The sequence below is a fragment of the Streptomyces sp. NPDC048331 genome (assembly GCF_043201215.1).
In the GTDB taxonomy this organism is placed as follows: domain Bacteria; phylum Actinomycetota; class Actinomycetes; order Streptomycetales; family Streptomycetaceae; genus Streptomyces.
In genome coordinates, this window is sequence record NZ_JBICYT010000032.1 from 22,198 (window position 1) to 43,456 (window position 21,259).

Sequence of the window (21,259 nt, forward strand, 5' to 3'; positions counted from 1 at the left end):
CTGATTGCGTAATTCGCAGTGCGTATTTCGCAGGCGCGGGTCCGCACCCGGACCCCCGACGCGTAGGCGGGCGCGCGGGCGCGCGCGAGGGTACAGGCCACCTTCCGTAATCGGCAACCGGTGGCCGCATCGACTTCACACGAGCCGTTTCCAATGGAAACGGAACCCAGGAGGGGAACAGAAATGGCAGCAGTGGACGCGGTGATGGGCGCCGGTGTCGGCGCCACGTGCATCGCCTTGTCGGTCGCGCTTCAGGTCGTCGCCCGCAAGGGCGGCGGGGGCGGCGGCAAGCACCACGGGAAGGGCGGGGGCGGCGGCCGTTCGGGCGGCAAGCTCCTGTCGAAGCTGGAGATGCCGCGCCTGCACGTCGGGCTGTGGATCGCTGGCGGCCTCGGGTTCGTCGGTACGAAGCTCGGTGAGTGGATCAACACCGGGATCTCCTGGTGCAACGAGCAGATCGGCGTCCTGCTCACCGAGTGGATCGGTGTCGGCCTGGGCTGGCTCGTGTCCGGCGCCCTGATCGTGATCCTGATCCGTGACATCCGCGACGACAAGTCCGAGCCGCGCACCCTGGGCATCGCCGCCGCGGCCCCGTTTGCGGTCGTGGCGATCCCCGGCACCGTCGGAGCCGGAGCGGCCGCCGCGATCGGGTTCATCTCCACCACCGTCGGCGGGATCGTCGCCACGCTCTTCGGCATGAACTGAGACGGGGGCCGACACCGATGGATCCGCTCACCGTCCTCGTCATCGCCTACCTCGTCGGCCGCGGCCTGGCCGGCGGCACCAAGAACGTGAAGGACTCCCACGAGAACACCAAGGAGAAGCTGTCCCCGAAGAAGAACGGGGACAAGGCCGGCGTGGGCACCAACGTGGCCGCCGGAGTCATCACTGCGGGCACCGCCCTGTACACCTTCGGCTCCGGCTTCAAGAACGGCTGGAAGGACGCCTACCCCGAAGCCCGCGACGTCGTGAAGGCCCAGCGCGAGAAGAACCGGCTCGCCAGGGAAGCCCGCGAGAACGGCGGCGCGATCCCGCCGCCCGCCAACGGCCAGCCCCCGCTGACCCCCGCCGACGGCGCGGGCGTCGTCCGACCCGACGGCACCATCGGCCCCGCCGCACCACCCGGCACCGCCGATCCGAACAACGGGGGCCTGATCCCCCCGCCCCCCGCACACCCGCCCACCAACGGCCCGGCATCCGCCGGGCCGTCCTCGTATACCCCTGGGAGCAGCACTGTGACGACCCCCGGAGCCGTCGAAGTCCGCAACGTCGACACCCTCGTGATCTGGCTGGAGGGCACGCTTGCGTTCGCCAACCGCGAGCGGGACGACGCCGTCGCCGCCGTCAAGCGGATCGCTGACCTGGAAGCGAAGGTCGAGGCGACCTACAACCAGGCCGTGGCCGCCAAGTACGACAACCAGGTGCTGGGGAAGCTCGCCGCGCTGCGCGACCAGCTCGGCCGGCTGAAGGCTGCCCGCGAGGCGGACGCGAGCAACAGCGCGGAGGCCGCCGCGAACTCCTCGGTCACGGGGCAGAACGTCCTGGCCCGCCACGGCGGCATCAACGAGGCCGCGGCCGCGGCGCCCGAGGAGATGGCGGAGTCGACGACCTACATCGACTGATCCCGCCGCCGCCCACCGCATTTTCCAAATCAGAGAGGCAACATCGTCATGGCAGAGATCACCTACCGGCAGATGCTGGGCGTCATCGCCCGTCTGCTGGACGCCACCACCGCCGAGGCCGAGACCGCTGAGCACCGCCGTCGCCGGATCAACGCGAAGGCCACCGAGGCCCACGCAGTCGTCGACCGGCTCACCGAGCTGGAATTCGACGACAGCACGAAGAACGACGTCAGCGAGATCGCGGGGAATTTCGTCGGGCAGGCCCGCGCCGCGGGCGCGGCCGCGGTCGCGGCCAACGACCTGAGCACGGGAGCGAAGGACGCCGCGAACACGGTCCGCCGCAACCACGGCGGGATCCACTCCGCAGTGAACTCCGCGCCCGTCGCCCCGGCCAACCGGACGGCCTACATCGGCCTGTGACCGCACGGTCGAAGCCCAGCCCCCACCCCGTCCGGACGGGGCTGGGCTCCGGCCGTGTGCCCACAGGCACCCCCCGACACGGAAGAGAGGTCCCCGATGAACCCGCTCACCCGAGCCCCCCGCCCGACCGACCCCGAGCCGCTGGTCCTCGTCATCGACGAGATGGCCACGCTGCCCGGTGAGGCGGCCGACATGGCCCGCCGCATCGCGACCGCCGGCCGCAAGAACGGCGTGGTCCCCAACCGGCCCAGCCGCCTGCCCCGGTTCTGGCAGTACCCCACCACCGGGGAGCTCGCCGCGTCGTACGAGCCGCCCGCCGCCGGATAGCCACCCGCTCCACCACACCCCCTGCTGTCGGCGGGGCACGCCCCGGCCGCCGGGGAAGCCCCGCCCTTCGCTCTCCCCACACGGCCCTTCCCGGGCCGGCCTCCAGTGGGGAGGCCGGCCCTGCCGTGCCTTCCCCGGAGGTTCCCCGAGTTGTCCGCCACCCGCTCCCCCGCATCCGAGCGCGCCGTCCTGGCCAAGGAGCCCGAGACGACGGTCGACGCCGACGCCTCCACCGCCGCACGGGCGCTGCACGCCGTGCGCCGGTGGGGCTGGCGCAACCGCCGTCACCTCACTCCCCTGTACGGCTCCGTCGCCCTGGCCGCCTACGGCCAGGCCCTCACCGCCGCCCCGTACGGCGTGGCCGGCGCCCTGGCCACCGACACCGTCGCCGCGGCCACCTACTACGCCTGGACGAAGTGGCGGACCAAGGAAGGCTGGGACCACAAGGCCACCCAGTTTCTGAGCCGCCACCACGCCCTGCCCACCCCGCCCGGTAGACCGCTGCGCCGCGATGAACTGCTGCGTTCCGCCGGGGCGGTCGGCTCGGCTGCCGTGCTGACCACGCTCATGCCGATCCTGGATGCCGGGCCGTTCGAGCCGGGGATGGCCGGGGCGTGGTGGCTGGGCTGGCTGCCGTCGGTGGCGATCCCTTGGTGGTACCGGCGCCGGATCCGCCCCACCGAGGAGGAAGTCCCCACCGGCCTGGAGGAGCATGTCGCCCGCTGGCTGGGGACGGTCGGCTCCTCCAGAGGCGCCCTGCCCGGCGCCGAGCTCGTCGATGTCGCCGACATGGACGTCGAGGGCGCCTGGCAGGGCACCATCGCCCTGGACCCGGTCCGGCATACCAGCGCCGACGCCAAGGCGGCGGTGGTGCGGATCGCCGGCGCGTACGGGCTGTCGCCGACCTCGGTGTCGGTGGAGAACGACCCGTCCGGGAATGCGGCCCTGGCCCGCCTGCAGGTCTACCGCCGCAACCCGCTCAAGAAGGTCCCCGTCTTCCCCGGACCACACGTCCTGGACAAGAAGACCGGCATCGCCACCATCGGCTGGTACATCGACGGCACCCCGGCGATGTACCAGATGTGGCGACCCGGCTGGGGCGCGGTCCACTCCCACATCTCCGGCTCCACCGGCGCCGGAAAGTCCGCGATCTTCCGATCCCTGTTCGCCATCGAGAAGCAGTCCGGGCTCGTCGTCTCCTGGGGCGGCGACCCCCAGTACGGCAAGTCCTTCGGGTTCTGGCAGGACTACCTGGACTACTTCGCCTGCGGCCCCGACGAGTGCATGGGCATGCTCATCGCCGCCAACACCGAGCTGGACCGCCGCTCCAAGAACTCGGCGCTGTCCACCTGGGTCGACGCCGACGGCGACACCATGTACGGCGAGACGGACTGGGAACCCGGCGAGGACCCGCTACTCGCCGTCACGATCGACGAGTGGCAGGACGTGTGGGGCGCCTACGGCGCCGAAGCCATCGAGCTCGCCGTCCGCATCGCCATCCTGGGCCGCAAGTGCGGCATCAAGCTCCGCCTCGGCACGCACCTGCCGACGCTGGAGTCCCTGGGCAGCGCCAAGCTCCGCCAGCCGCTGACCGCCGGGAACAACATCGCCCTGCGCACCACGGAGCGCTCCGCCGGGTACGTCATCAACCTGCCCGCCGACCCCAACGACATCCCGTCGGTGTGGGACGACGAGGTCGGCGTCCCCACCTCCGGCCTCGGCTACATGAAGGGCGTCCAGGAACGCGCGGCCATCTTCCGAGGCTGGGCCCCCGAGCCCAAGGAGATCGCCACCCGCTGGGCGAAGAAGACCGAAGCGGTCGCCGAACTCACCCCGGGCGCCGGCGAGGCCATCGGCCCGCTCTACACCGAGTGGCGTGACCGCCTGGCCCTGCGCCGCACCGGCCAGGAGCCGCCCGTACCGGGCGTCACCGACGACAACGAGGAGGACAACAACGCGAACAGCAGGGCGCCGCAGGTGGTCCAGCAGCGCCAGGCCCCGGTCGACGACCTGGCCGCGATGGTCCAGGCCGAGTCCAAGCCCGTCACCGGCACGAAGAAGACGCAGATCCTCAAGTTCGTCGCCTCGCAGGGCGTCACCACCACCGGTCTCATCGCGGACCGGCTGAACATCCCGCTGTCCACCGTGTCCTCCACCCTGACCCGCGCCGTGAAGAAGGGCGAAGTCGCGGACATGGGCCACGGCATGTGGGCGGTCGCCGAAGCAGCCTGACCCCCGTCTCTCCACCAGGCCCCGCCACCCGATCCGGGTCGCGGGGCCCGGCCCCGCCACCCGCTATGCGCGATGCCGCTTCTGGAGTCCCTGATGAGTTACGAGACCTACCTCCAGGCCGACCAGAACGTCGGCCCCGCACCCGTCCCGGTCGCCGCCCCGCGGCCGCTGCACCCCCGCTTCAACGGCTACACGCCCGAGGAGCTCTACCAGGCCGCCGTCCGCGACTCCCTCATCCGCACCGGCGACCTCCCCTACGAGCCGGCCGTGGCCCAGCACCAGCAGACCGCCGTCGTGCAGCACTTCCACACCGCTCCCCCGCCCCAGTACCCGTATCCGGCACAGCTGTTCGCCCCCCAGCCGGAGCCGGCCGTCCCGGCCTGGGTGAAGCGCTACGCCGCCATCACCCTGTCCACCGGCGGAACGTGCGCCCTCATCGGCCTTGGCCTCAACCTGGCCGCCCCCGCCCTGCCGTACGTCTCCACCATCCTCTACAGCGCCGCCGCGATCGGCGCGACCGTCATGGTCGCCGTCGCCGCCCTCCGCAACGCCCTACGCACCCGGATGGGCGGCGGATCGGCCCCCGGCGCCCGCGGGGTGCAGCGCGTCGGAGACACCCACATCCACCAGAGCGTGGTCAACCGCGGCGTCTTCTCGCGCGGCTCGATCAACAACACCTTCAACAGCTGACCATCGGCGACCAAGCCGCATTCGCGCGAGCTCCGACACCGGGCCGCGCACCCACACACCGACTCGTATCTGGGGAGAGCCGCTGCATGGCGAAAGGCACACGCGTCATAGGAGTCATCACCGAGCCCGCTCCGCCGACCTGGTGGAAAGCGAACCGGCACCGGGTGTGCCTGGCCTTCGGCCTGTGGGCCGGATGGCAGCTGTGCGCGAACTTCAGCGGCCACGCCGCCGTACCCGAGTCTCGGCCCGCCTACACCGGCCCGGCCGTGCCCGGACCCGACGCCTCGGTCCAGCCCCTGCGCCACCCGACACCCGCCCGCTGAACGTCATCGGAGGCAGCACCATGACCAACAACACGGTTCCCTTCCCGCGCAAGCCGCAGCACGACACGCTCGACGATGAGCCGACGCCCTTTCCCGCCCGGAGTGGCTGGCGCCGCTTCGGCGCCTGGCTGGCCGAAGCCGCCGCCGACCGACTCATGGACGTCTTGGAAGCTCCCGACGATGGCTGGCGCGGCATGGCCACCTGGATCAAGACCATCGTCGTCCTGGCCGGACTCGCGGCCGCCGGCTTCCTCGTGTGGGGGCTCGTCGCAGCGGTGATCGTCGCCTGGACCAGCTGGGAATGGCACTCCCTGGGAACCGGCCTCATCGCCACCCTCCACCAGCCCGTCCGCGACTTCATCGCCGCGCACACCACGGGCCTCCCCATCACCGCCACAACCATCTACGGGGCCTGGCAGCTCTTCGGCGCGGGCTCCTTCATCCTCAGCGCCTGGGCCCGGGCCGCCGGCGCCCGCCTCACCTGGACGGCCTGGGGCGCCGCCACCACCGCCATGGTCTGGACGGCCTCCCCGACCTCCGGCCGCGCCGTCGCCGCAGCCCTCACCATCCTCGCCTGGACCGCAGCCTCCACGATCGCCCTTCGCGGCCTCACGCTCCGGTCCACGACCTTCGTCCACGTCTACAACAACGTCCAGCCCACCCCGGTCTCCGTCGACGCGCACGTCCACGTACCGGAGCCCGTCGTCAAACGCGTCGAGATCAACGGCCGCGCACTGCAATCCGCTGACGACTAACCGCTTCGCAGCCACTGACGTCTGCCTGTCCGCCCCCGCCCACAACGGCGCGGGAGCGGGCAGGGAGCCGGACCAGCCGGCCCATGCCCCAACACCGAGGAGGGGACCACATGTCCAACGACGCCCAGACGCAAGCCGTGACCAGCACGCAGATCACGGCCTACCAGCTCGGCGAACTCCTGAAGAAGGCCCGCCCTCACATCGGCGACGAGCTCGCGCCTGCCGCAGTCCAGGGCATGCGCCTGGACTGCGACGGCGTCCACCTCCACGCCGTCGCCACCGACCGCTACACCCTCGCCGTCGCCCGCGTCGGCATCCGCCCCACCCCCGCCTGGGCTCTCACCCTCACCCAGGACGCCCTGATCGCGCTGACCGCCTGGACCACCGACATCGACGACTCCGCCACCCTCACCCTCACCCCCGGCAAGGACACCCTCAACGTCAGCGCCGGAGGCGGCCGCCAGCTCACCGTCGGTACCCGGGACGAGACCTGGCCCGACTGGCGTACCCTGATCCGCCGCCACCTCGACACCCTGCCCGAGACCGCCCTGACGCCGGAACCGGCCCCGTCCAGCGGATGGTCCAGCGAGTTCCTGGCCCGCTGGACGGCCGCCGGCTACGCACTTACCGTCTGGCATAACGCCGCCGCAGGGCCACTCGTCATCCTCGGACACGACCTCATCGGCCTCCAGATGCCCATGAACAGCAAGCACACGACCACCCCGGAAGCTGTCTGGACCGGCTGGCAGAACAGCCTTACCCCCGCCGGGTCCGCCACCACATCCGACCCGGACGACTTCCTCGCCGAGGCCGCCGGAGGCACCGCCCGCGACCAGCTCGCCGACGCGATGACGGAGGATCTCCTCAAACAGACCATGCGCTCGGCGACCGACCTGTTCAGTGCCGCGACCAGCGATCCGGGCGCGCTCGCCGCGTACGCGCTGGCCGGAGGCCGCTCCTGGATCGCCTATCGGCTCCTGGAAGCCCTGCGTATGGCCGCCCCGAAGCTGCTGCGCAAGACCCTCACCGAGGTGAACGCCGAGCTCGAGGACGGTGACTTCTGCGAGTGGGCCTGGGAGGCCGCCCGGCAGGCCGGCCACGATCCTGAAGCGTGGAACGAGGAGTACGAGCAGCACCTGGCCCGGGTCACCACCAAGGCCGCGGTCTCCTGATGCCGGGCACCGGTACCGAGCCGAAGCCGCGGCCGCTGCGCTGCGGCTGGACCGAGGAACCGGACGGGCTGGTCCCCGGCTGCATGGCCCGGATGCACGACCCCGACGAGGAAGCCTGCACCTGCCCGACCCTCGCCGACGAGCTCGCGAAGGCCCAGGAGGAGCTGGCCACTCTCAAGCGCCACCACCAGGGCCTGAGGGACTGGACCGACCACATCGTCGCGGCCGTCCACGCCCACCCCGACGGCCTGGAGATCATGAAGAACGCCGCAGACCGGGCCTGACCCGGCGGCGTTTCCAATGGAAACGCGAGTCGGTCGGGATGTCCGTTTCCAATGGAAACGCCTGGGGCGCCGTACGGATCATCCGTACGGCGCCCCAGGATCTGCGTCCGCCTCAGGCGATGTTGTGCGGGCCGAATCGCCGCACGAATTCCTTCCAGCTCAAGAGGCCGCCCCTGTAGCGGTCCAGGGCCTGCCACCCCTCATCTGTACGAAGCCAGCTGCGCCGGCCTGCTCGCACCGTGGTTCCAAGGGGCGGCTCGGGCGGAGTTATGGCGACTCCGCGCTCATCAAGCACGCGCTGGTACCACGGGTCCTCGAGATACCTGGCCGTGGCTGCGACTTCCGAGCGGCCGTACTCGATCGACAGGTTGCAGGCCGAGCACAGGACACCCCGCACCGCCCAGTCGCCCACCTGCGGGTCGTGGTCGACAACCAGATGGCCGTGTCCGGTCTCCGCCGCCGTACGACCGCAGAGCTGGCAGCGGGACCGGACAGCGCGCATGAGCTTGTCGAACTCGTCGCAGCTGAGGCGGTACCGGGTGTGACTGCACTGACGGCCGGCCGGACGCGGGTGCTCGGGCATGTGATCAGACGTCCTTGGGTCCCTTCCCGTCGCGGATCTTGGCGATGTACTCGCGGGTGAAGCCGCTGTCCCGGCCCAACTCTGAGGGGCGGACGCCGAGACCGAGCGCCTTCTTGATCGCTGCGAAAAAGACGGAACGGGCCTCGTCGTATTTGGCCTTGGCCTGCCGGACGTCCGCTCTGGCCTCGTCGTACTCACTCTGCGAAGTAGTCATGCCCTCAGATTCTCACAACTAAGTTCGCGAACAAAGTTGACAGCCGGAATCTGTGCGGCTTAACGTGAACTCAGTTCGCGAACAAAGTTCACGTCGAAAGGGGAGGGTAGTGCGGGCACTTGACTTCGACCCCACCGGTGAGAACCACGGCGGCCTCCCCACCTACCCCTGGCGCATGGCCCCGACCGACGAGGGCCTCGCCACCCGCCGCCAGCTGCGCGCACTGGGCCTGCGGATCGGCGGCCAGCCGGTCGCCGCGCAGGTCCTGTGCCGCAACGGCCAGCGGCGCGCGTACCTGTACTGGATCGCCCTGGCCAAGCCCGTACGCCCCATGACGCTCGCCAAGGAGTGGGCACTGGACCGGGCCATGGCTGCCCGTTCCACCTGCCCGGTCTGCGGCATCCGCTTCGACCACTGCCTGCCGCTCAAGACCCTCGGGTCCTGCTTCGGCTGCTCGCCCGAAGCCGTACCGGCTCTCGCCGCAGCCGCCTGACCCCACCGACCTGCCCGACCCACTTCACAAGGGAGACCCCTGTGTCCGCCGACTTCGAGACCGAACTGATCCGCGACTTCATGACCAACTTCAAGGTCAGCGAGCCCACCGCCCGCAAGGTCACCGACCTGTTCCTCACCATCGCGACGTCGATGCCCGACGCCGACGCGGAGAAGGAGTTCCAGCGCATCGCGACCGAGGCCGTCGCCCAGGGTGAGGCGTGGGCGACGGAGTTCGTGCAGGCCCAGTTCGACCGGCAGTTGCCGGCCTACCGGGCCACGTACGAGCAGGCGCTCGCCTCCGGCCTGGACCCCGCCGCCGAACTCGTCGGCGCGCACCACATCGCCGCCGAGGCCGCGGCCGAGATCGTCACTCTGCTGACGACCGGAACGACCTCCATCACCGGCACCCTCCCCGCACTGCGGGAAGATCCGACCACCCGCCCGGCGTTCGCCGACATCCGGTGCCCCAGGGGCGTCGTCACCGTCACCGTCGACCCGGCCGCCACCAAGGCCAGCGCCACGGTGACCACCGAGGACACGACGGGACCGGCCGCCGACGCCGTCCGCGACAGCGCCGTCGAGGCCGTCGGTGACCTGCTCACCGTGACCGTCCCCGACCTGCCCGGCGGCGGCTTCTCGCAGACCGTCACCACCCGCGGGGGGCGCACCACCGTCATGCAGAACGTCGGCACGATCCTCACAGGGGAGTCGATCACCGGCCTGACCATCAACGCCGACGGAAGCATGACCGTCGGGAGCATCACCGGCGCCCGTATGTCCAGCGGCCCCAGCCCGGTCAAGGTGCACGTCACCCTTCCCGTCGGATCCGGCCTGCGTATGACGACCACCAACGCCGACCTCACGGTGCGTGGAGTCCTGGCCGCCCTCGGCTTCGACACCCACAACGGCGGCCTGCGGGCCGAGACCGTCGGCCGGATCAAGGTCCGTGGTCACAACGGTGGCGTCGAGGTCGGCTCGGTCCAGGAGCAGGCCGACATCCAGGTCCACAACGGCTCGGTCACCATCACCGGCTACAGCGGCAACGCGGCACTGCTGATCGGAAACAACGGCGGCATCAGCCTGACCGCGACCCCCGCCGCGCGCGGCCGGATCGAGGCACGTACGCACAACGGCAACATCCGCCTGCGCGGCGTCGCGGGCCGCCCGGAACTGGATGTCGTCACCATCACCCACCGCGGCAGCGTCCGCACCAACTGACCTGGCCGGGGGTGGCCGTCCTCACCGGCGGCGGCCGCCTCCTTCCGTGACCATCCCGCTCCAACCCCGTGGGGAGAACCCGATGAAGCGCTTACTGCCCTGGATGAGCCGCTCCGATCGTGCGCGGTGGAGGTCGGCCCGCACGCTCGCCGACTTCGGCCGGCTGTCCGCCGCCTGGCTGGAGGGCGAGATCCGCTCCATCCCCGGCCACCGACCGGGCCGCGGCCCCGCCGCCGACCTCACCTCGCACATCGGCGTGCTCACGGCCGCCAACCGGGCCGGGTTCTGCACCATCGCCGCGCAGGTCGGCTTCAGCGACATCAGCCAGCGCGGGCTGCGCCGCCAGAAGACGGCCGTGCAGGGCTTCGCCCGCGACCCCGAGCTCATCCGCCGACTGGTCGACGCTGCCGAAGAGGCCGGGCTCGACATCATCCTCGCCGACCTCCTGGACGCAGACGATGGTCCGGGATCCGGCGTCACCGTCACCACTGGCGCCGAAGACGAGGACATCGTCTTCGGGTACGCGCTCGGCATCCGCAACCTCGTCGCCATGTGGCGCGGCTTCCCGACCGCCGTCAACGCGTTCGCACCCGCCCTGCAGATCACCCTCGCCGACCCGAACTACGGGCCGAGTAGCCGCCTGTGGGAGGCCCTCGCCAAAGCCACCGCCCCGTCAGCCCCGCCCTCCCCCGCACCGGCTGTCCTGTGTACGGCCTGCGGCTGCACCGCGCTCGGCTACCGCACCTGTGGTGACGGCTGTGAGGGCGTTACCGACCAGAGCGACGGCCGCTGCCAGGCGTGTATCGCCCCCGGCGTACTCATCGACTGGACCCGGAACACCGACGGCGACGAGTTCGAATGCGCGCTGTGCGGGGCCCCGTTCCACCACGGCGGCAGCTACTGCTCCCCCGGCTGCCGTGCTGCCGACCACCCGAGCGACGACGCCGGATCAGCGGAGGAGCTCCCCGAGCGCCAGGCGCTCGCCGCAGCGGACGACCTCCCGTACTGACGGCTCCCCGTGCGGCCCCCGCCCACGAGCGGGGGCCGCACGGAGGACCGGACAGCCCGGCCACCCCCATCACCACGACGGAGACCTGATGGCCCTATTCGCGCGCTGCCCCAAGCCCGACCCCACCCCCGCGTACGAGCTGCTCCCGCAGGAGCTGTACCCGGAGACCTGGACCCCCGAGGGCCTGAGCGTCCCCTGGCGCTTCGGCAACCGGCACCTGTCGGTCACCCTCGTCTACGCCTCCGCCGACGACACCCGCTACCCCTCCTACGCGGTCGCCTGCCTCGGCTGCCCCTACAAGGCCAGCCGCGCCCTCAGCGGGGACCGCATCCTCCGCCAGGACGAGGCGGTGGAGCTCGCCAACAGCCACGCCAGCACCTGCAACGCCCTGGGCAACCCGGTTCCCGAACGCCCCGACGACGAGAGCGCCCGCACCCTCCTGCTGAAGCGGCTGGTGGAACTCCAGCAGGTGCGCGGCGCACGCCCGATCAACCCCGAGGTGTTCCTCGGCGACCGACTGGAGCTCCAGCGCGACGACACCTGGATCCGCGACGTACTGCTGCACACCGCCGAGGCGTCCCCGGAGCTGCTGCGCGCCGAGCCCAGCCCGTACGCGGAGGGCGGCTTCCTCTTCCACGGCCAGCCGATCCTCGGCGCCGACACCCCCACTGGAGCCTGACCATGACCTTGATCTCCCCGGCCATCGTGGGCGACGGCCCTTACCTCGTGGTCCTTCTGGGGGCGGCCGGCGCGGGCAAGAGCGCCCTGGCCTCGACCTGGCCCGCCACGCAGGTCCTCGAACTCGACCACTTCCGTGCCCTCGTCTCGGACGATGCCGGAGACCAGGAGGCCACCGCCGACGCGGTCACCGCCCTGCACTGCGTCCTCGAAGCCCGCCTGGCCCGGAAGCTCACGACCGTCATCGACGCGACGCACACCGACGCGCCAGTCAGGGCCCGCCTTGTGGACACGGCCCGCCGCCACGGGGCCACTCCGATTGCGCTGTTGGTGGCCACCCCGCTGTCGGTGTGCCTGGAGCGCAACCGGCGGCGGCCGGAGAACGGGCGGGTACCCGAGGACGTCGTCCGTGCGCAGCACGCCGCGATCGTCGCCGCGCACCCCTACCTCCACGACGAGGGGTTCGAGCACGTGGTCTTCTCCGAGCACGTGTACCGCCTGGGCACGCTGCTTGCCCGTGTCAGCGAGACCCGTCGTGCGGAGCTTGGCCTGGACGGCAGCGACGGCCTGGGCGACGAGCTGCTCCTGCGCCGGTTCTTCGGGCCGGAGCTGGCCCGCCTGGCCGTCTGGCTGCCCGGCTCGATGGTGGCCGGCGGCGACCGGGTCTGCGAGCTCCGCCTCGGCGCCGACCGCCTCACCCTGGCTTTCCGCCAGGACGTCGACGGCGAGGGCGACTTCGGCTTCGACGTCCTGCTGTCCTGCCCCGAGGGCTGCCCGGCCCCGGCCTGGGCGCCCGTCTACAACGCCGGCGATCTCTACAAGGCGTACTGCGGCGACCTCGATGACGACGAGGACCTGACCTGCACCCACTGCGGCCCGCGGCCCGGATCCGACTTGGACGACCTGCTCGCGGAGGCGGTGTGACCCGCCAGGACGAGCCGCTGCTCCCGGACCCGATGGAGCGTCTCGGGGACGCCCTGCGCCAGCGCCTGGGGGCGGCCTGGATTCCGTCCATGGACGTCGGAGCCCCGGCCGTCATCCTCACCAACTACCGGGTCGGCCGCTGGATCGGTGCCGACCCCGATCCGGCCACCAACCGGATCACCCTGCAGGCCGGATGGACCGACGAGCGGCCCCTCACCCCGACCGGCTTCTACACCGCCGACGTGGCCGGACACCGCGACCTCGGCCACTGGCTGTCCTGCGGCGACCTCACCGACGCCATCGGCGTCATGGCGCAGGCCCTGCGACAGCTCCTCGCCCAGCTCTGAACCCTCAAGGAGATCAACGCCATGACCACCGATCCGGCTCCTGCCGACCCGGACACCGAGAAGCAGCTGGAGCACCTCGCCGCCCTGGCCCTCGACCTCGTCGCGCGGACGGGTGAGTTCGCCGCCGCCCTGATCCGCCGACAGCCGGTCAGCGAACCCGCCGCCGAGATCGCCCGCCTCGCCGTCCAGACCGAGACGGCAGCCAGCCACCTCGACACACTCCGCGCAGCCACACCGACCCTCTGACGGCCCCCCGTGCCGTCCCGACCCCCCTGACGGGGGCCGGGACGGTGCGAAGGACCGGACAGCCCGGGCCCCACGTTCAAAGGAGCACACCCGATGACCGACCACAGCCCGCTGGAGCACGCCACCCGCGCCCTGCGCACGGGCCTGATCGACAGCATCACCACCGTCGGCGGGGTCGCCACCGGCGCGGCCCTGGGCAGCTGGACCCACCACCGCGCCCGAGCCCTCCCCCGCAGCGCCCGGCTGGCCGCCGGGATCATCACCGGCCTGACCGCCGCCCTGATCACCGACTCGCTCATCACCGCCGCTGCCGCCCCCGTGCGCCGCGACCTCCACCGGCCGGCCCCGCGGCTGCCCGACCCCCGGCACGGCAACGGGCCCCGCGCCCAGGCCGCGCTTGCGGCGGCCGCCGAGGCCGAGTCCAACGCCGCCTTCAACTGGGCGATGGGCGACCTCACCGAGATGAGGGAGCGGACCCGCTGGTCCGGCTACGAGGACGGCACCGCCGTCTACTACCTCGGCTCCGGCCAGTACCTGCGCTACCAGCCTTCCCACCGCCAGCTCGGCACCGACCAGTCCCTCGGCTGGGAGCAGCAGTACACGTTCGAGACCGTCGCGGGCAGCGACCCGGTCATCAGCGCCGCGCACCTGGTCGACCTTATGGACCAGTTCAAGGCCGGTCCCCCGCACACCTGGGACAAGCCTCTGACCGACGAGGAAGTGGACGCGGTGATCCGTCCCCGCCCCGAGGCTTCCGACGCGAGCGCCTGACGGCTCCCCGTGCCGTCCCGACCCCGCACCTGGGGCCGGGACGGTGCGGAGGACCGGACAGACCCGGCCCGGACCCCCTCACCACCGGAGGCTCTGCCATGACGAAGACGCCCACCTACTACGCGGCCACGCTCCCCGACGGCACCGTTCCGACCATCACCGGCGGCCGTGCGCCGCTCGACCTGCTCACCGCCGGCGCAGACGGCATCACCCGCCACCCCGCTCCCGGGAAGCGCTGGTTCGACAACGACTCCTTCTTCACGATCGTCACCCAGCCCGGGGAATCGCTGCGGGGACTGTGGCGCTGGCCCGTGCGGCTGTTCATCGTCGAGCCGGTCGGTGAGACCGGGACCGGCGACCGGTACTACCCCTACCAGCGCATGACCCACGCCCTGCGCGTGGTGGAAGAGACCGACGCCTGGCGCGCCTTCGGACCGCTCGGCCAGAAGGTCCTCGACTCCTGGACGGAGCTGCCGGCCCTCGCCCGCGGCTGGGCGCACGAGTGGAGCGCCGATCCCGACGGCATGCACCAGCGCTACGAGGACTGGCGCCTGTGCAACACCGAGACGACCACCAGCGGCGTACGCGCCGAAGCCATGGCCGCCGAGGCCGCGAACCGTGCACGTCGAGGCGAGGCCCTGACGACCGCACGGAAGATCGCCATCGACATGGCCACCCGCGCCGCCTCCTCCATCGGCGCCGACCAGGCGGCGATTCACTACTCCTGCCGCCGCGCCGCACACCTCGCCGAGGCTGTCCTCCTCGCGGACCGGCTCACCCCGTACCTCGCGGACACCCTGCGCGGCATCCACCTCGAGTCCGGCAGCAGCCGGCTCCGTGCCGACGCGTAACACCCTGCTCGTGCCCTGACGGCTCCCCGTGCCGTCCCGACCCCGCACCTGGGGCCGGGGCGGTGCGGAGGACCGGACAGCTCGCCCGGCGCTTCGGCACCGACAAGGAGAGATTCCCCATGACCGTTCTCCAGCTCGCCCCGGTCCCCCGGCACGACCGCACCGCCGACCTCGCCGAGCCCGCCCCCATCACCGCCCTGCACCAGCGCGTCCGCGACTTCGACCTCTCCGACCGTGCGGCCGAGCGCGACGCCCAGTTCGCGATGGCCGCCGTCCTCCTCGCCGACTCCGTCCTCACGATGTCGTTCTCCGACACCCTCGACCAGGTCGTCCCCGTCATGTCCTGGACCGGACACCCGCCGCTCACCGACAACGGCCTGCCGGCCTCCGCCGTCACCTACCTCGGCTCGACCGACGGCTCCCGGGGCTGGTGGCTCCACTACACCCGCCGCCCCGACGAGCAGAACGAGGAAGGCGACCTCCTCCACGTCCTCACCCTGATCGCCCCCTGCGACTGCGGCGCCTACACCGACGTCGAACTCGTCGACGAAGACGCCCTCATCGTGCTGCTCGACGAACTCGACACCGAACCCGGCGCCCCGGTCCCCTGCGACTACCGGCTGAGGATCCGCCGCTCCAGCTACCTCGACCCCCGGCACGACAGCACCGAGCCGCCCTTCTAGGGCCCATGCCACACCGAGCTCCGCACCAACACCGCGCACCGCAGAACGAGCGCCTGAATGCGCCCCGGGACAGCCGCATGGGTGTCCGTCCAACCGGCTGTCCCGGACCCGTACTTCCCTCCCGCACCAAGACGAGAAGGAGCACCTGACCATCATGGCCTTACGCCTCCCCGCCCCGCAGCCCCTCGCCATAGCCGTCGCGGCCGCCGTCCCGACCACCCTCTGGATCGCCGACGGCGTCGTCATGCGGCGCCGCCTCGCCGCCGCCCGCCGCGACCCCCTCACCGGACTCCTGGCCCGCGACGGATACACCCGCGCCGCCACCCAGCTCGTGGCCCGCCACGGCGACCACGCCCTCGTCGCCTTCCTCGACATCGTCGACTTCAAGGCCCTCAACGACCGCTACGGACACGCCGCCGGCGACCGGGTCCTCGCCGAGCTCGGAGCGCGCCTCGCCCAGTGGGCCGGAACCCGCGGAGTGGCCGCGCGCCTCCACGGAGACGAGCTCGCCGCAGCGGTCCGCTCCCCGGCCCACCGCCGCGAAGCCCGCCTCGCCCAGCTCCACCGCGCGCTGCACCAGCCGATCCGCATCGATGGCGCCTTCGTCAACGTCGGCGTGTCCATCGGCGCGGCCAGCCCCAGCGACCTCCACACCCGCGACCTGCCCCACTTGCTCCGGGGCGCGGACGCCGCGATGTACGAGCACAAGCGAGAGCGCACCGGCCACTACCGGCTTGCCACCCCCGCGCACGCCGCCACGCCGACCGTCAACGGCCGACGCCTCGGCCGCCCCGGCACCGGACCGCAGCCCCTCGCCGCCTGAACCCCTCGCACGCGCCCAGGGGGTGGCCGCACCCGTGCGGCGGCGGCCACCCCTCTGAATCCCGGCACACCCCGTCACCCAAACGAACCGGAGACCCGCGCAATGACCCACACCGCCACGGCCCGCCGCACCACTGCAGCCACCATCCGCGCCATCGGCATCCGGGCCCACCACGACCACCTGTGCGCCCGCTGCTCCGTCACCTGGAACGGCGCCGAGGCCGACTGCTGGTCCTGCGGCCTGCCCGCCACCTCCGAATACACCCACCCCGGCGCAGCGCTCCAGATACTCCTGACCACCATCGGCTGCGCCCTCACCCGCCCCACCCTGCAGGCCATCCTGTGACCCCGCACCGCTGCGGCCGTCACCAACCCGTTGACCGGACCAAGGAGTCCTGACATGACTCACTGCGCCTTCTGTTCCATCGCCGCCGGGACCGCTCCGGCCGCTGTCGTCCGGGAGTGGGACGACGCCATTGCGATCCGCCCCCGCTCCGGCGGGGTTCACCCCGGGCACGTCCTGGTCCTGCCCCGCGTCCACGTCCAGGACGCGGGAGAGGACCCCGAGGTGACCGCGACCGTGATGCGCCGCGCGGCCGAGTTGATGGCCGAACACGAGCACGCGAACATCATCACGTCCAAGGGCACGCACGGAACGCAGACCCAGTTCCACCTTCATGTGCACGTGGTGCCCCGTGTCGAGGGCGACGGACTCTCGCTCCCCTGGACCGGTCAGTCCGACTGGGACCGGCTGTACGCCGAGCGGGACGCGGCCCACACCACGCTCAGCGTGCTCCGGGACCGGGTCGAGGACGCGGGCAGCATGATGGTCACCGACTATGTCCGCGAGGCCCTCGAAGGCGGCACCGCGCGGTCGGTCGCCGAGTACGTCCGCGCCCAGGAGGCCGAGGGGGTGTTCGACGAATGACCCGTCCGACGCCCACCCTCGTCTACGCGCGCGAGCCGATCCCTGCCTCGGGGCCGAGCGTCTTCCTCGCCGGACCGACCCCGCGCGCTGGCGGCGACATCGCCTCGTGGCGGCCCGCCGCCATCGAGGAGCTCGCCGCCCGGTGGACCGGCGAGCAACCGCTGACCGTGCTCACCCCGGAGTCGCGCGGCGGCGTCCGCGCCAAGCACTACGACGACCAGGTCGGCTGGGAGACCGCAGCCCGCGCCGCCGCCGACGCGATCCTGTTCTGGATCCCCCGAGACCTGGAGACACTCCCGGGCTTCACCACAAACGTGGAGTTCGGCCTCGATGTCACCACCGGCCGGGTCGTGCTCGGCTGCCCGCCCAATTGCCCCAACCCCGAGCGCAACCGCTACCTGATCTACGTCGCGCGCCGCCACGGGGTACCGGTGCGCGAAACCCTGGACGACACCGTGGCGGCCGCGCTCACCCTTGTCATGAGGAAGGCTCCGCGCCCGTGATCCGAGCCCTCACCATCCGGTCACCCTGGTCCGACTGCATTGCCCTCGACAACGGCAAGCGCACCGAGAACCGCGTCTGGCGCACCAACTGGCGCGGCCTGGTGCTGCTGCACGCGGGACTGCAGACCGACCGGCCCGCCCTGCACCTGCCGCACGTCGCCCGCACGATCCGCGGCCGCGACCTGCCGACCGGCGCCGTGATCGGCGTCGCCCGGCTGACCGGCTGCCACCAGGACCCGGACGGCTCCCCGCCCTGCACCCAGTGGGCGGAGCCCGGCCGGTGGCACCTGGAGCTCACCGACGCCCAAGAGCTCGCCCTGCCGATCCCTGCACGCGGGCAACTCGGGCCCTGGAAGCCCACCGAGGACCTGCTCGCGCAGGTGCGTCAGCAGCTGCCCGGCCTGCGTCCGTGAGCACCCGCCGTCGCCCCGCACCCGCACCGCCCGAGCCACCCGCCGTACCGGTCCAACTCCTGGACTGGCACGACGGCAGGCACTTCGCCTGGCCCGAGCGGTGCGTGCTGTGCCGGAAGACCACTCCGCTGAGGTCCCACGCCGGAGAAGCCGTGCACAAGACGTGCGCGGAACTCTGGAACGCGGCGCACCCCGGCGAGACCCGGTTCGTCTCCGACCCGCCCAAGAGCGGCAAGAGCCAGGACCACGCCTGAACTTCCCCTCCACACGGAGGCCCCCATGAGCAGCACCGAACGCGACGTCGACCACGCCCTCGCCTACCCCGAGCCGCCCGCCTCCCCGCTCTGGCACCGCCACGGCGCGCAGGCCCGCCCGCTCAGCCCCGAACAGCAGCGCCGCAACCGCGAGCTGCTGGACATCGCGCAGCGCACAACCCGACCCCGCTCCCCTCGCCCCACCGAGACCCTGGCGGAGGCCAGCTGATGGACACCACGCACTGCGCCGTCGACGGCTGGGTCGACGCGATCCCCGTCCCCGGCCCGCGCGACACTGTCACCTTCGACCTGGTCGTCCGGCCCGCCGACATCGACACGCTCGACGACGACGCCCCCGACACGATCGTCACCTGCACCAGCGGCGACCCCCGGATCACCCACGAGCTGCTGAACGGCATACAGTCCGGCGACCTGCTCCGCGCGACCGGCACCCTGCTCCAGCCCCAGGCTCCCGGCGAACCCGCCCGGCTCACCGTCGACGCCCTCGAAGTTCTGGACACCGCGCTCATCCCGGTCCTGCGGGACATGGTGCTCGACAAGTACGGCGGCTACTGCGTCATCTTCGACGCCGACACCGACGCCGTGCCCGTCTTCACCGCGAACGGTACGTGGGTCGGCCTGGCGGACAACCCCGACGCCATTGCCACCCTCATCGACATTCACGAGCGCGTGAACGGCGGCGACGCTTGATGACCACCGCCACGTCCTCCCAGACCGTCCTGGAGCGCTTCCCCGCCAGAGGCCCCCGCGGCGCCTGGCCAGCCGAGGAGTACGCCGCCGCCTAACGTGCCCAGGGCACACAGGCGCAGATCGTGATGGACCTGCCCTATTCACTGACACCCCACGCCCCTGATATACGGGGACGGCTTGGGGCCCTAGTCGACGATTTCCGCGTCGATGATGTCGTTACCGGGGCCTTCGATGGAAGCAACGGGCGGGGCCTGGCGCATGTGGCCGAGCTTCTCGGCCAGCAAGAACCGGAAGAGGCTCACGGCCCTGTCGTGCCGTTCGTCGGTCCCGCCCGGCTTGAGGGCATCAAGGACGAGCAGGGCGAACACCCGGTCGGTGTCCTCCAGGTGGCCGTTCAATCGCTGCCTGACCAGCGAGGCCAGGTCCATGGACACGTCGCCGTCAAAAACCGTGGGCAAGGACAGGCTCAGGAGGTCGTCCTCCGTGACGTCAGCGAGTGCGGCCCGCTGCCACAGCGTGTCAAAGCGGAGGAGTTGTTCCTCTGGCGTCGTAGTGCGGGCTCGGGTGCCGAGGATTTCGACCAGGACGTCGACGGTGTCTCGCCTGGGTAACGCGGGGCCGGCCAAAGCTGCATGCAGGGTGCTGCGGGAGATCTTCTTCTTCGCCTCATCGCTGAGGGCCGCGTACATCTCGCTCAGAGACGGCCGGCCGGCCCACAAGTGAAGCGCGTGCAGGGCTTCGTTCAGTTCTTTCAATGGCCCTTCGTCGAGCTGCGGCCTCTTGAATACCCCCGGCTTCCCCACCCGTACTCCCTGAGCGTCCAGAACCGTCCAGCACCGTCCAGCAGCATGCCATCTCGTCCGGATTCGGGGGCCTGCATTCGGAAACGTACGGACCTGGTCTCGGACCGTCCGACCAGGCTGAGGCCGGGTGCACCTTGGCGTCTCCGACACTCAACCACTCGTCGTTCTAGGAGCACCCGCCATGAACCAGTCGCTCGGCCTCATTCTTGACGGCCTGCTGGCAAATCTGCCGTCCGACATCATCGCCGGCGGCGCCGTGGCCCTGTTCGGTGTGGCGTGGACGTCCTGGCGCCGCCGACGGTCGGCCCGCAGCGAGCACAACCGCCGTCGAGGCTGACGGGCCGTTGGTGGCATACGGCGGGCGAGCCTAAAGGCCCAGGTACAGCGGCGGCTTCTTAGTCGACGTCCACCTGCCGCGCGTCCTCAAGACGCCCGTCGGCCCCCGCACAGCCACGCCGCGAACCTGACCCTCCCCGACGACGTTGGCATGGCCCCCGCCCACTACGGCGTCCACGTCGAAGCCCACCACCACGACGAGCCCGGCTACACGCTGCTGCGCCTCGGGCCCTGCCCAGATCTGGCTTGCTTGCCGCGACGCCGACCGACTCAACACCGAAATGGAAGGCAAGGCGGCCACCGCCACCCCCCGGGTTCACGCGCACCGCGACGACCATGCCCTTCGACGTCAGCGACCACGAGAGCTACAGCGGCCCGTACGAGAACGATGCCGTCGCACTCCTGGCGGCCACCATCTGACCGCACCAGCAGTACCCACACCGAGGCTTGCACTCCCCGCGATCGCAGGGAGTGCAAGCCTTCTCACATTTCTGCCTCCGGGACGCACCACAGCCCTCCGGCAGACAGTGGGAAGACGCTTTGCAGCGCCCGGTCGGCCACGCGACCCCGATGCCGATGCGTCGGCCATCGGCCTCGATCGATCGGCCACAAGCCCGTCACCAGTACGGATGCGGCCGATGCTCG

32 protein-coding genes are annotated in these 21,259 nt (G+C 71.5%); 29 read left to right on the forward strand and 3 right to left on the reverse strand.

Annotated elements, in window-relative coordinates; all coding sequences use genetic code 11:
* Nucleotides 1-183: 183 nt before the first annotated feature.
* The 10 genes from ACGFYY_RS32640 (at nucleotide 184) to ACGFYY_RS32685 (ending at nucleotide 7,825) form a co-directional block, all read left to right on the forward strand.
* Complete coding sequence (locus ACGFYY_RS32640; RefSeq protein WP_383981160.1) at nucleotides 184-705, forward strand: hypothetical protein; 522 nt, start codon at nucleotides 184-186, stop codon at nucleotides 703-705.
* A gap of 17 nt (nucleotides 706-722) precedes the next feature.
* Nucleotides 723-1,622: a hypothetical protein gene (locus ACGFYY_RS32645; protein ID WP_393714954.1), complete on the forward strand. Its 900-nt coding sequence runs from the start codon at nucleotides 723-725 to the stop codon at nucleotides 1,620-1,622.
* A gap of 48 nt (nucleotides 1,623-1,670) precedes the next feature.
* The gene (locus ACGFYY_RS32650; protein WP_393714956.1) at nucleotides 1,671-2,042 is read left to right on the forward strand and encodes a hypothetical protein; all 372 of its coding nucleotides are present in this window, start codon (nucleotides 1,671-1,673) and stop codon (nucleotides 2,040-2,042) included.
* 96 nt (nucleotides 2,043-2,138) lie between these two features.
* Nucleotides 2,139-2,369 carry a hypothetical protein gene (locus tag ACGFYY_RS32655; protein ID WP_383981155.1) on the forward strand — a complete coding sequence of 77 codons (231 nt, stop codon included), beginning with the start codon at nucleotides 2,139-2,141 and terminating at the stop codon, nucleotides 2,367-2,369.
* A gap of 150 nt (nucleotides 2,370-2,519) precedes the next feature.
* Nucleotides 2,520-4,601, forward strand: a complete 2,082-nt coding sequence (locus ACGFYY_RS32660) for a hypothetical protein (protein ID WP_393714958.1) — start codon at nucleotides 2,520-2,522, stop codon at nucleotides 4,599-4,601.
* 93 nt (nucleotides 4,602-4,694) lie between these two features.
* Nucleotides 4,695-5,291 carry a hypothetical protein gene (locus ACGFYY_RS32665; protein ID WP_393714960.1) on the forward strand — a complete coding sequence of 199 codons (597 nt, stop codon included), beginning with the start codon at nucleotides 4,695-4,697 and terminating at the stop codon, nucleotides 5,289-5,291.
* 86 nt (nucleotides 5,292-5,377) lie between these two features.
* Complete coding sequence (locus ACGFYY_RS32670; RefSeq protein ID WP_393714962.1) at nucleotides 5,378-5,614, forward strand: hypothetical protein; 237 nt, start codon at nucleotides 5,378-5,380, stop codon at nucleotides 5,612-5,614.
* A 20-nt stretch (nucleotides 5,615-5,634) separates the two neighbouring features.
* Nucleotides 5,635-6,369 carry a hypothetical protein gene (locus tag ACGFYY_RS32675; RefSeq protein WP_393714964.1) on the forward strand — a complete coding sequence of 245 codons (735 nt, stop codon included), beginning with the start codon at nucleotides 5,635-5,637 and terminating at the stop codon, nucleotides 6,367-6,369.
* 110 nt (nucleotides 6,370-6,479) lie between these two features.
* On the forward strand, nucleotides 6,480-7,541 hold the full coding sequence (locus ACGFYY_RS32680; protein WP_393714966.1) for a hypothetical protein: 1,062 nt from the start codon (nucleotides 6,480-6,482) through the stop codon (nucleotides 7,539-7,541).
* Nucleotides 7,541-7,825, forward strand: coding sequence for a hypothetical protein (locus tag ACGFYY_RS32685; protein ID WP_393714968.1), 285 nt, complete (start codon nucleotides 7,541-7,543; stop codon nucleotides 7,823-7,825). Before ACGFYY_RS32680 ends, ACGFYY_RS32685 begins: the two co-directional genes overlap by 1 nt.
* A gap of 112 nt (nucleotides 7,826-7,937) precedes the next feature.
* Here the strand turns inward: ACGFYY_RS32685 and ACGFYY_RS32690 are convergent, their stop codons facing one another.
* Complete coding sequence (locus ACGFYY_RS32690; protein ID WP_393714970.1) at nucleotides 7,938-8,408, reverse strand: endonuclease domain-containing protein; 471 nt, start codon at nucleotides 8,406-8,408, stop codon at nucleotides 7,938-7,940.
* Nucleotides 8,409-8,412: 4 nt separating this feature from the next.
* A complete protein-coding gene (locus ACGFYY_RS32695) occupies nucleotides 8,413-8,622 on the reverse strand; it encodes a hypothetical protein (protein WP_393714972.1) in 210 nt (69 codons plus the stop codon).
* Between the two features lie 109 nt (nucleotides 8,623-8,731).
* On the opposite strand from ACGFYY_RS32695, the gene ACGFYY_RS32700 reads away from it, so the two are divergent.
* The 18 genes from ACGFYY_RS32700 to ACGFYY_RS32785 all read left to right on the forward strand — a co-directional run bounded on the left by ACGFYY_RS32700 (nucleotide 8,732) and on the right by ACGFYY_RS32785 (nucleotide 19,475).
* Nucleotides 8,732-9,115 carry an RRQRL motif-containing zinc-binding protein gene (locus tag ACGFYY_RS32700; RefSeq protein ID WP_393714974.1) on the forward strand — a complete coding sequence of 128 codons (384 nt, stop codon included), beginning with the start codon at nucleotides 8,732-8,734 and terminating at the stop codon, nucleotides 9,113-9,115.
* A gap of 41 nt (nucleotides 9,116-9,156) precedes the next feature.
* A complete protein-coding gene (locus ACGFYY_RS32705) occupies nucleotides 9,157-10,335 on the forward strand; it encodes a hypothetical protein (protein WP_393714976.1) in 1,179 nt (392 codons plus the stop codon).
* A gap of 82 nt (nucleotides 10,336-10,417) precedes the next feature.
* Nucleotides 10,418-11,344, forward strand: a complete 927-nt coding sequence (locus ACGFYY_RS32710) for a DUF6919 domain-containing protein (protein ID WP_393714978.1) — start codon at nucleotides 10,418-10,420, stop codon at nucleotides 11,342-11,344.
* An 88-nt stretch (nucleotides 11,345-11,432) separates the two neighbouring features.
* Nucleotides 11,433-12,023 carry a hypothetical protein gene (locus tag ACGFYY_RS32715; protein WP_393714980.1) on the forward strand — a complete coding sequence of 197 codons (591 nt, stop codon included), beginning with the start codon at nucleotides 11,433-11,435 and terminating at the stop codon, nucleotides 12,021-12,023.
* A gap of 2 nt (nucleotides 12,024-12,025) precedes the next feature.
* The gene (locus ACGFYY_RS32720) at nucleotides 12,026-12,946 is read left to right on the forward strand and encodes an AAA family ATPase (RefSeq protein WP_393714982.1); all 921 of its coding nucleotides are present in this window, start codon (nucleotides 12,026-12,028) and stop codon (nucleotides 12,944-12,946) included.
* Nucleotides 12,943-13,293, forward strand: a complete 351-nt coding sequence (locus ACGFYY_RS32725; protein ID WP_393714984.1) for a hypothetical protein — start codon at nucleotides 12,943-12,945, stop codon at nucleotides 13,291-13,293. The genes ACGFYY_RS32720 and ACGFYY_RS32725 overlap by 4 nt, the downstream gene beginning before the upstream one ends.
* 21 nt (nucleotides 13,294-13,314) lie before the next feature.
* Entirely contained in the window at nucleotides 13,315-13,539 is a 225-nt protein-coding gene (locus tag ACGFYY_RS32730; RefSeq protein ID WP_393714986.1) for a hypothetical protein, read from the forward strand.
* A 93-nt stretch (nucleotides 13,540-13,632) separates the two neighbouring features.
* Nucleotides 13,633-14,310, forward strand: coding sequence for a hypothetical protein (locus ACGFYY_RS32735; protein ID WP_393714988.1), 678 nt, complete (start codon nucleotides 13,633-13,635; stop codon nucleotides 14,308-14,310).
* A gap of 98 nt (nucleotides 14,311-14,408) precedes the next feature.
* Nucleotides 14,409-15,161: a hypothetical protein gene (locus ACGFYY_RS32740; RefSeq protein WP_393714990.1), complete on the forward strand. Its 753-nt coding sequence runs from the start codon at nucleotides 14,409-14,411 to the stop codon at nucleotides 15,159-15,161.
* Nucleotides 15,162-15,280: 119 nt separating this feature from the next.
* Entirely contained in the window at nucleotides 15,281-15,844 is a 564-nt protein-coding gene (locus tag ACGFYY_RS32745) for a hypothetical protein (RefSeq protein ID WP_393714992.1), read from the forward strand.
* A gap of 154 nt (nucleotides 15,845-15,998) precedes the next feature.
* Nucleotides 15,999-16,667, forward strand: coding sequence for a GGDEF domain-containing protein (locus tag ACGFYY_RS32750; RefSeq protein ID WP_393714994.1), 669 nt, complete (start codon nucleotides 15,999-16,001; stop codon nucleotides 16,665-16,667).
* Nucleotides 16,668-16,769: 102 nt separating this feature from the next.
* Nucleotides 16,770-17,012: a hypothetical protein gene (locus ACGFYY_RS32755; protein ID WP_393714996.1), complete on the forward strand. Its 243-nt coding sequence runs from the start codon at nucleotides 16,770-16,772 to the stop codon at nucleotides 17,010-17,012.
* Nucleotides 17,013-17,066: 54 nt separating this feature from the next.
* Complete coding sequence (locus ACGFYY_RS32760; protein WP_393714998.1) at nucleotides 17,067-17,594, forward strand: HIT family protein; 528 nt, start codon at nucleotides 17,067-17,069, stop codon at nucleotides 17,592-17,594.
* Nucleotides 17,591-18,097 (forward strand): nucleoside 2-deoxyribosyltransferase domain-containing protein, encoded by a 507-nt coding sequence (locus ACGFYY_RS32765; protein ID WP_393715000.1) that lies wholly within the window; start codon nucleotides 17,591-17,593, stop codon nucleotides 18,095-18,097. The genes ACGFYY_RS32760 and ACGFYY_RS32765 overlap by 4 nt, the downstream gene beginning before the upstream one ends.
* Entirely contained in the window at nucleotides 18,094-18,510 is a 417-nt protein-coding gene (locus tag ACGFYY_RS32770; RefSeq protein WP_393715002.1) for a hypothetical protein, read from the forward strand. Before ACGFYY_RS32765 ends, ACGFYY_RS32770 begins: the two co-directional genes overlap by 4 nt.
* The gene (locus ACGFYY_RS32775; protein WP_393715004.1) at nucleotides 18,507-18,764 is read left to right on the forward strand and encodes a hypothetical protein; all 258 of its coding nucleotides are present in this window, start codon (nucleotides 18,507-18,509) and stop codon (nucleotides 18,762-18,764) included. The genes ACGFYY_RS32770 and ACGFYY_RS32775 overlap by 4 nt, the downstream gene beginning before the upstream one ends.
* Before the next feature lie 25 nt (nucleotides 18,765-18,789).
* The gene (locus tag ACGFYY_RS32780; RefSeq protein ID WP_393715006.1) at nucleotides 18,790-18,993 is read left to right on the forward strand and encodes a hypothetical protein; all 204 of its coding nucleotides are present in this window, start codon (nucleotides 18,790-18,792) and stop codon (nucleotides 18,991-18,993) included.
* A complete protein-coding gene (locus ACGFYY_RS32785; RefSeq protein WP_393715008.1) occupies nucleotides 18,993-19,475 on the forward strand; it encodes a hypothetical protein in 483 nt (160 codons plus the stop codon). The genes ACGFYY_RS32780 and ACGFYY_RS32785 overlap by 1 nt, the downstream gene beginning before the upstream one ends.
* A gap of 185 nt (nucleotides 19,476-19,660) precedes the next feature.
* Here ACGFYY_RS32785 and ACGFYY_RS32790 read toward each other — a convergent pair whose 3' ends face one another.
* Complete coding sequence (locus ACGFYY_RS32790; protein ID WP_393715010.1) at nucleotides 19,661-20,278, reverse strand: hypothetical protein; 618 nt, start codon at nucleotides 20,276-20,278, stop codon at nucleotides 19,661-19,663.
* A gap of 181 nt (nucleotides 20,279-20,459) precedes the next feature.
* On the opposite strand from ACGFYY_RS32790, the gene ACGFYY_RS32795 reads away from it, so the two are divergent.
* Entirely contained in the window at nucleotides 20,460-20,615 is a 156-nt protein-coding gene (locus ACGFYY_RS32795; RefSeq protein ID WP_393715012.1) for a hypothetical protein, read from the forward strand.
* Nucleotides 20,616-21,259 lie beyond the last annotated feature (644 nt).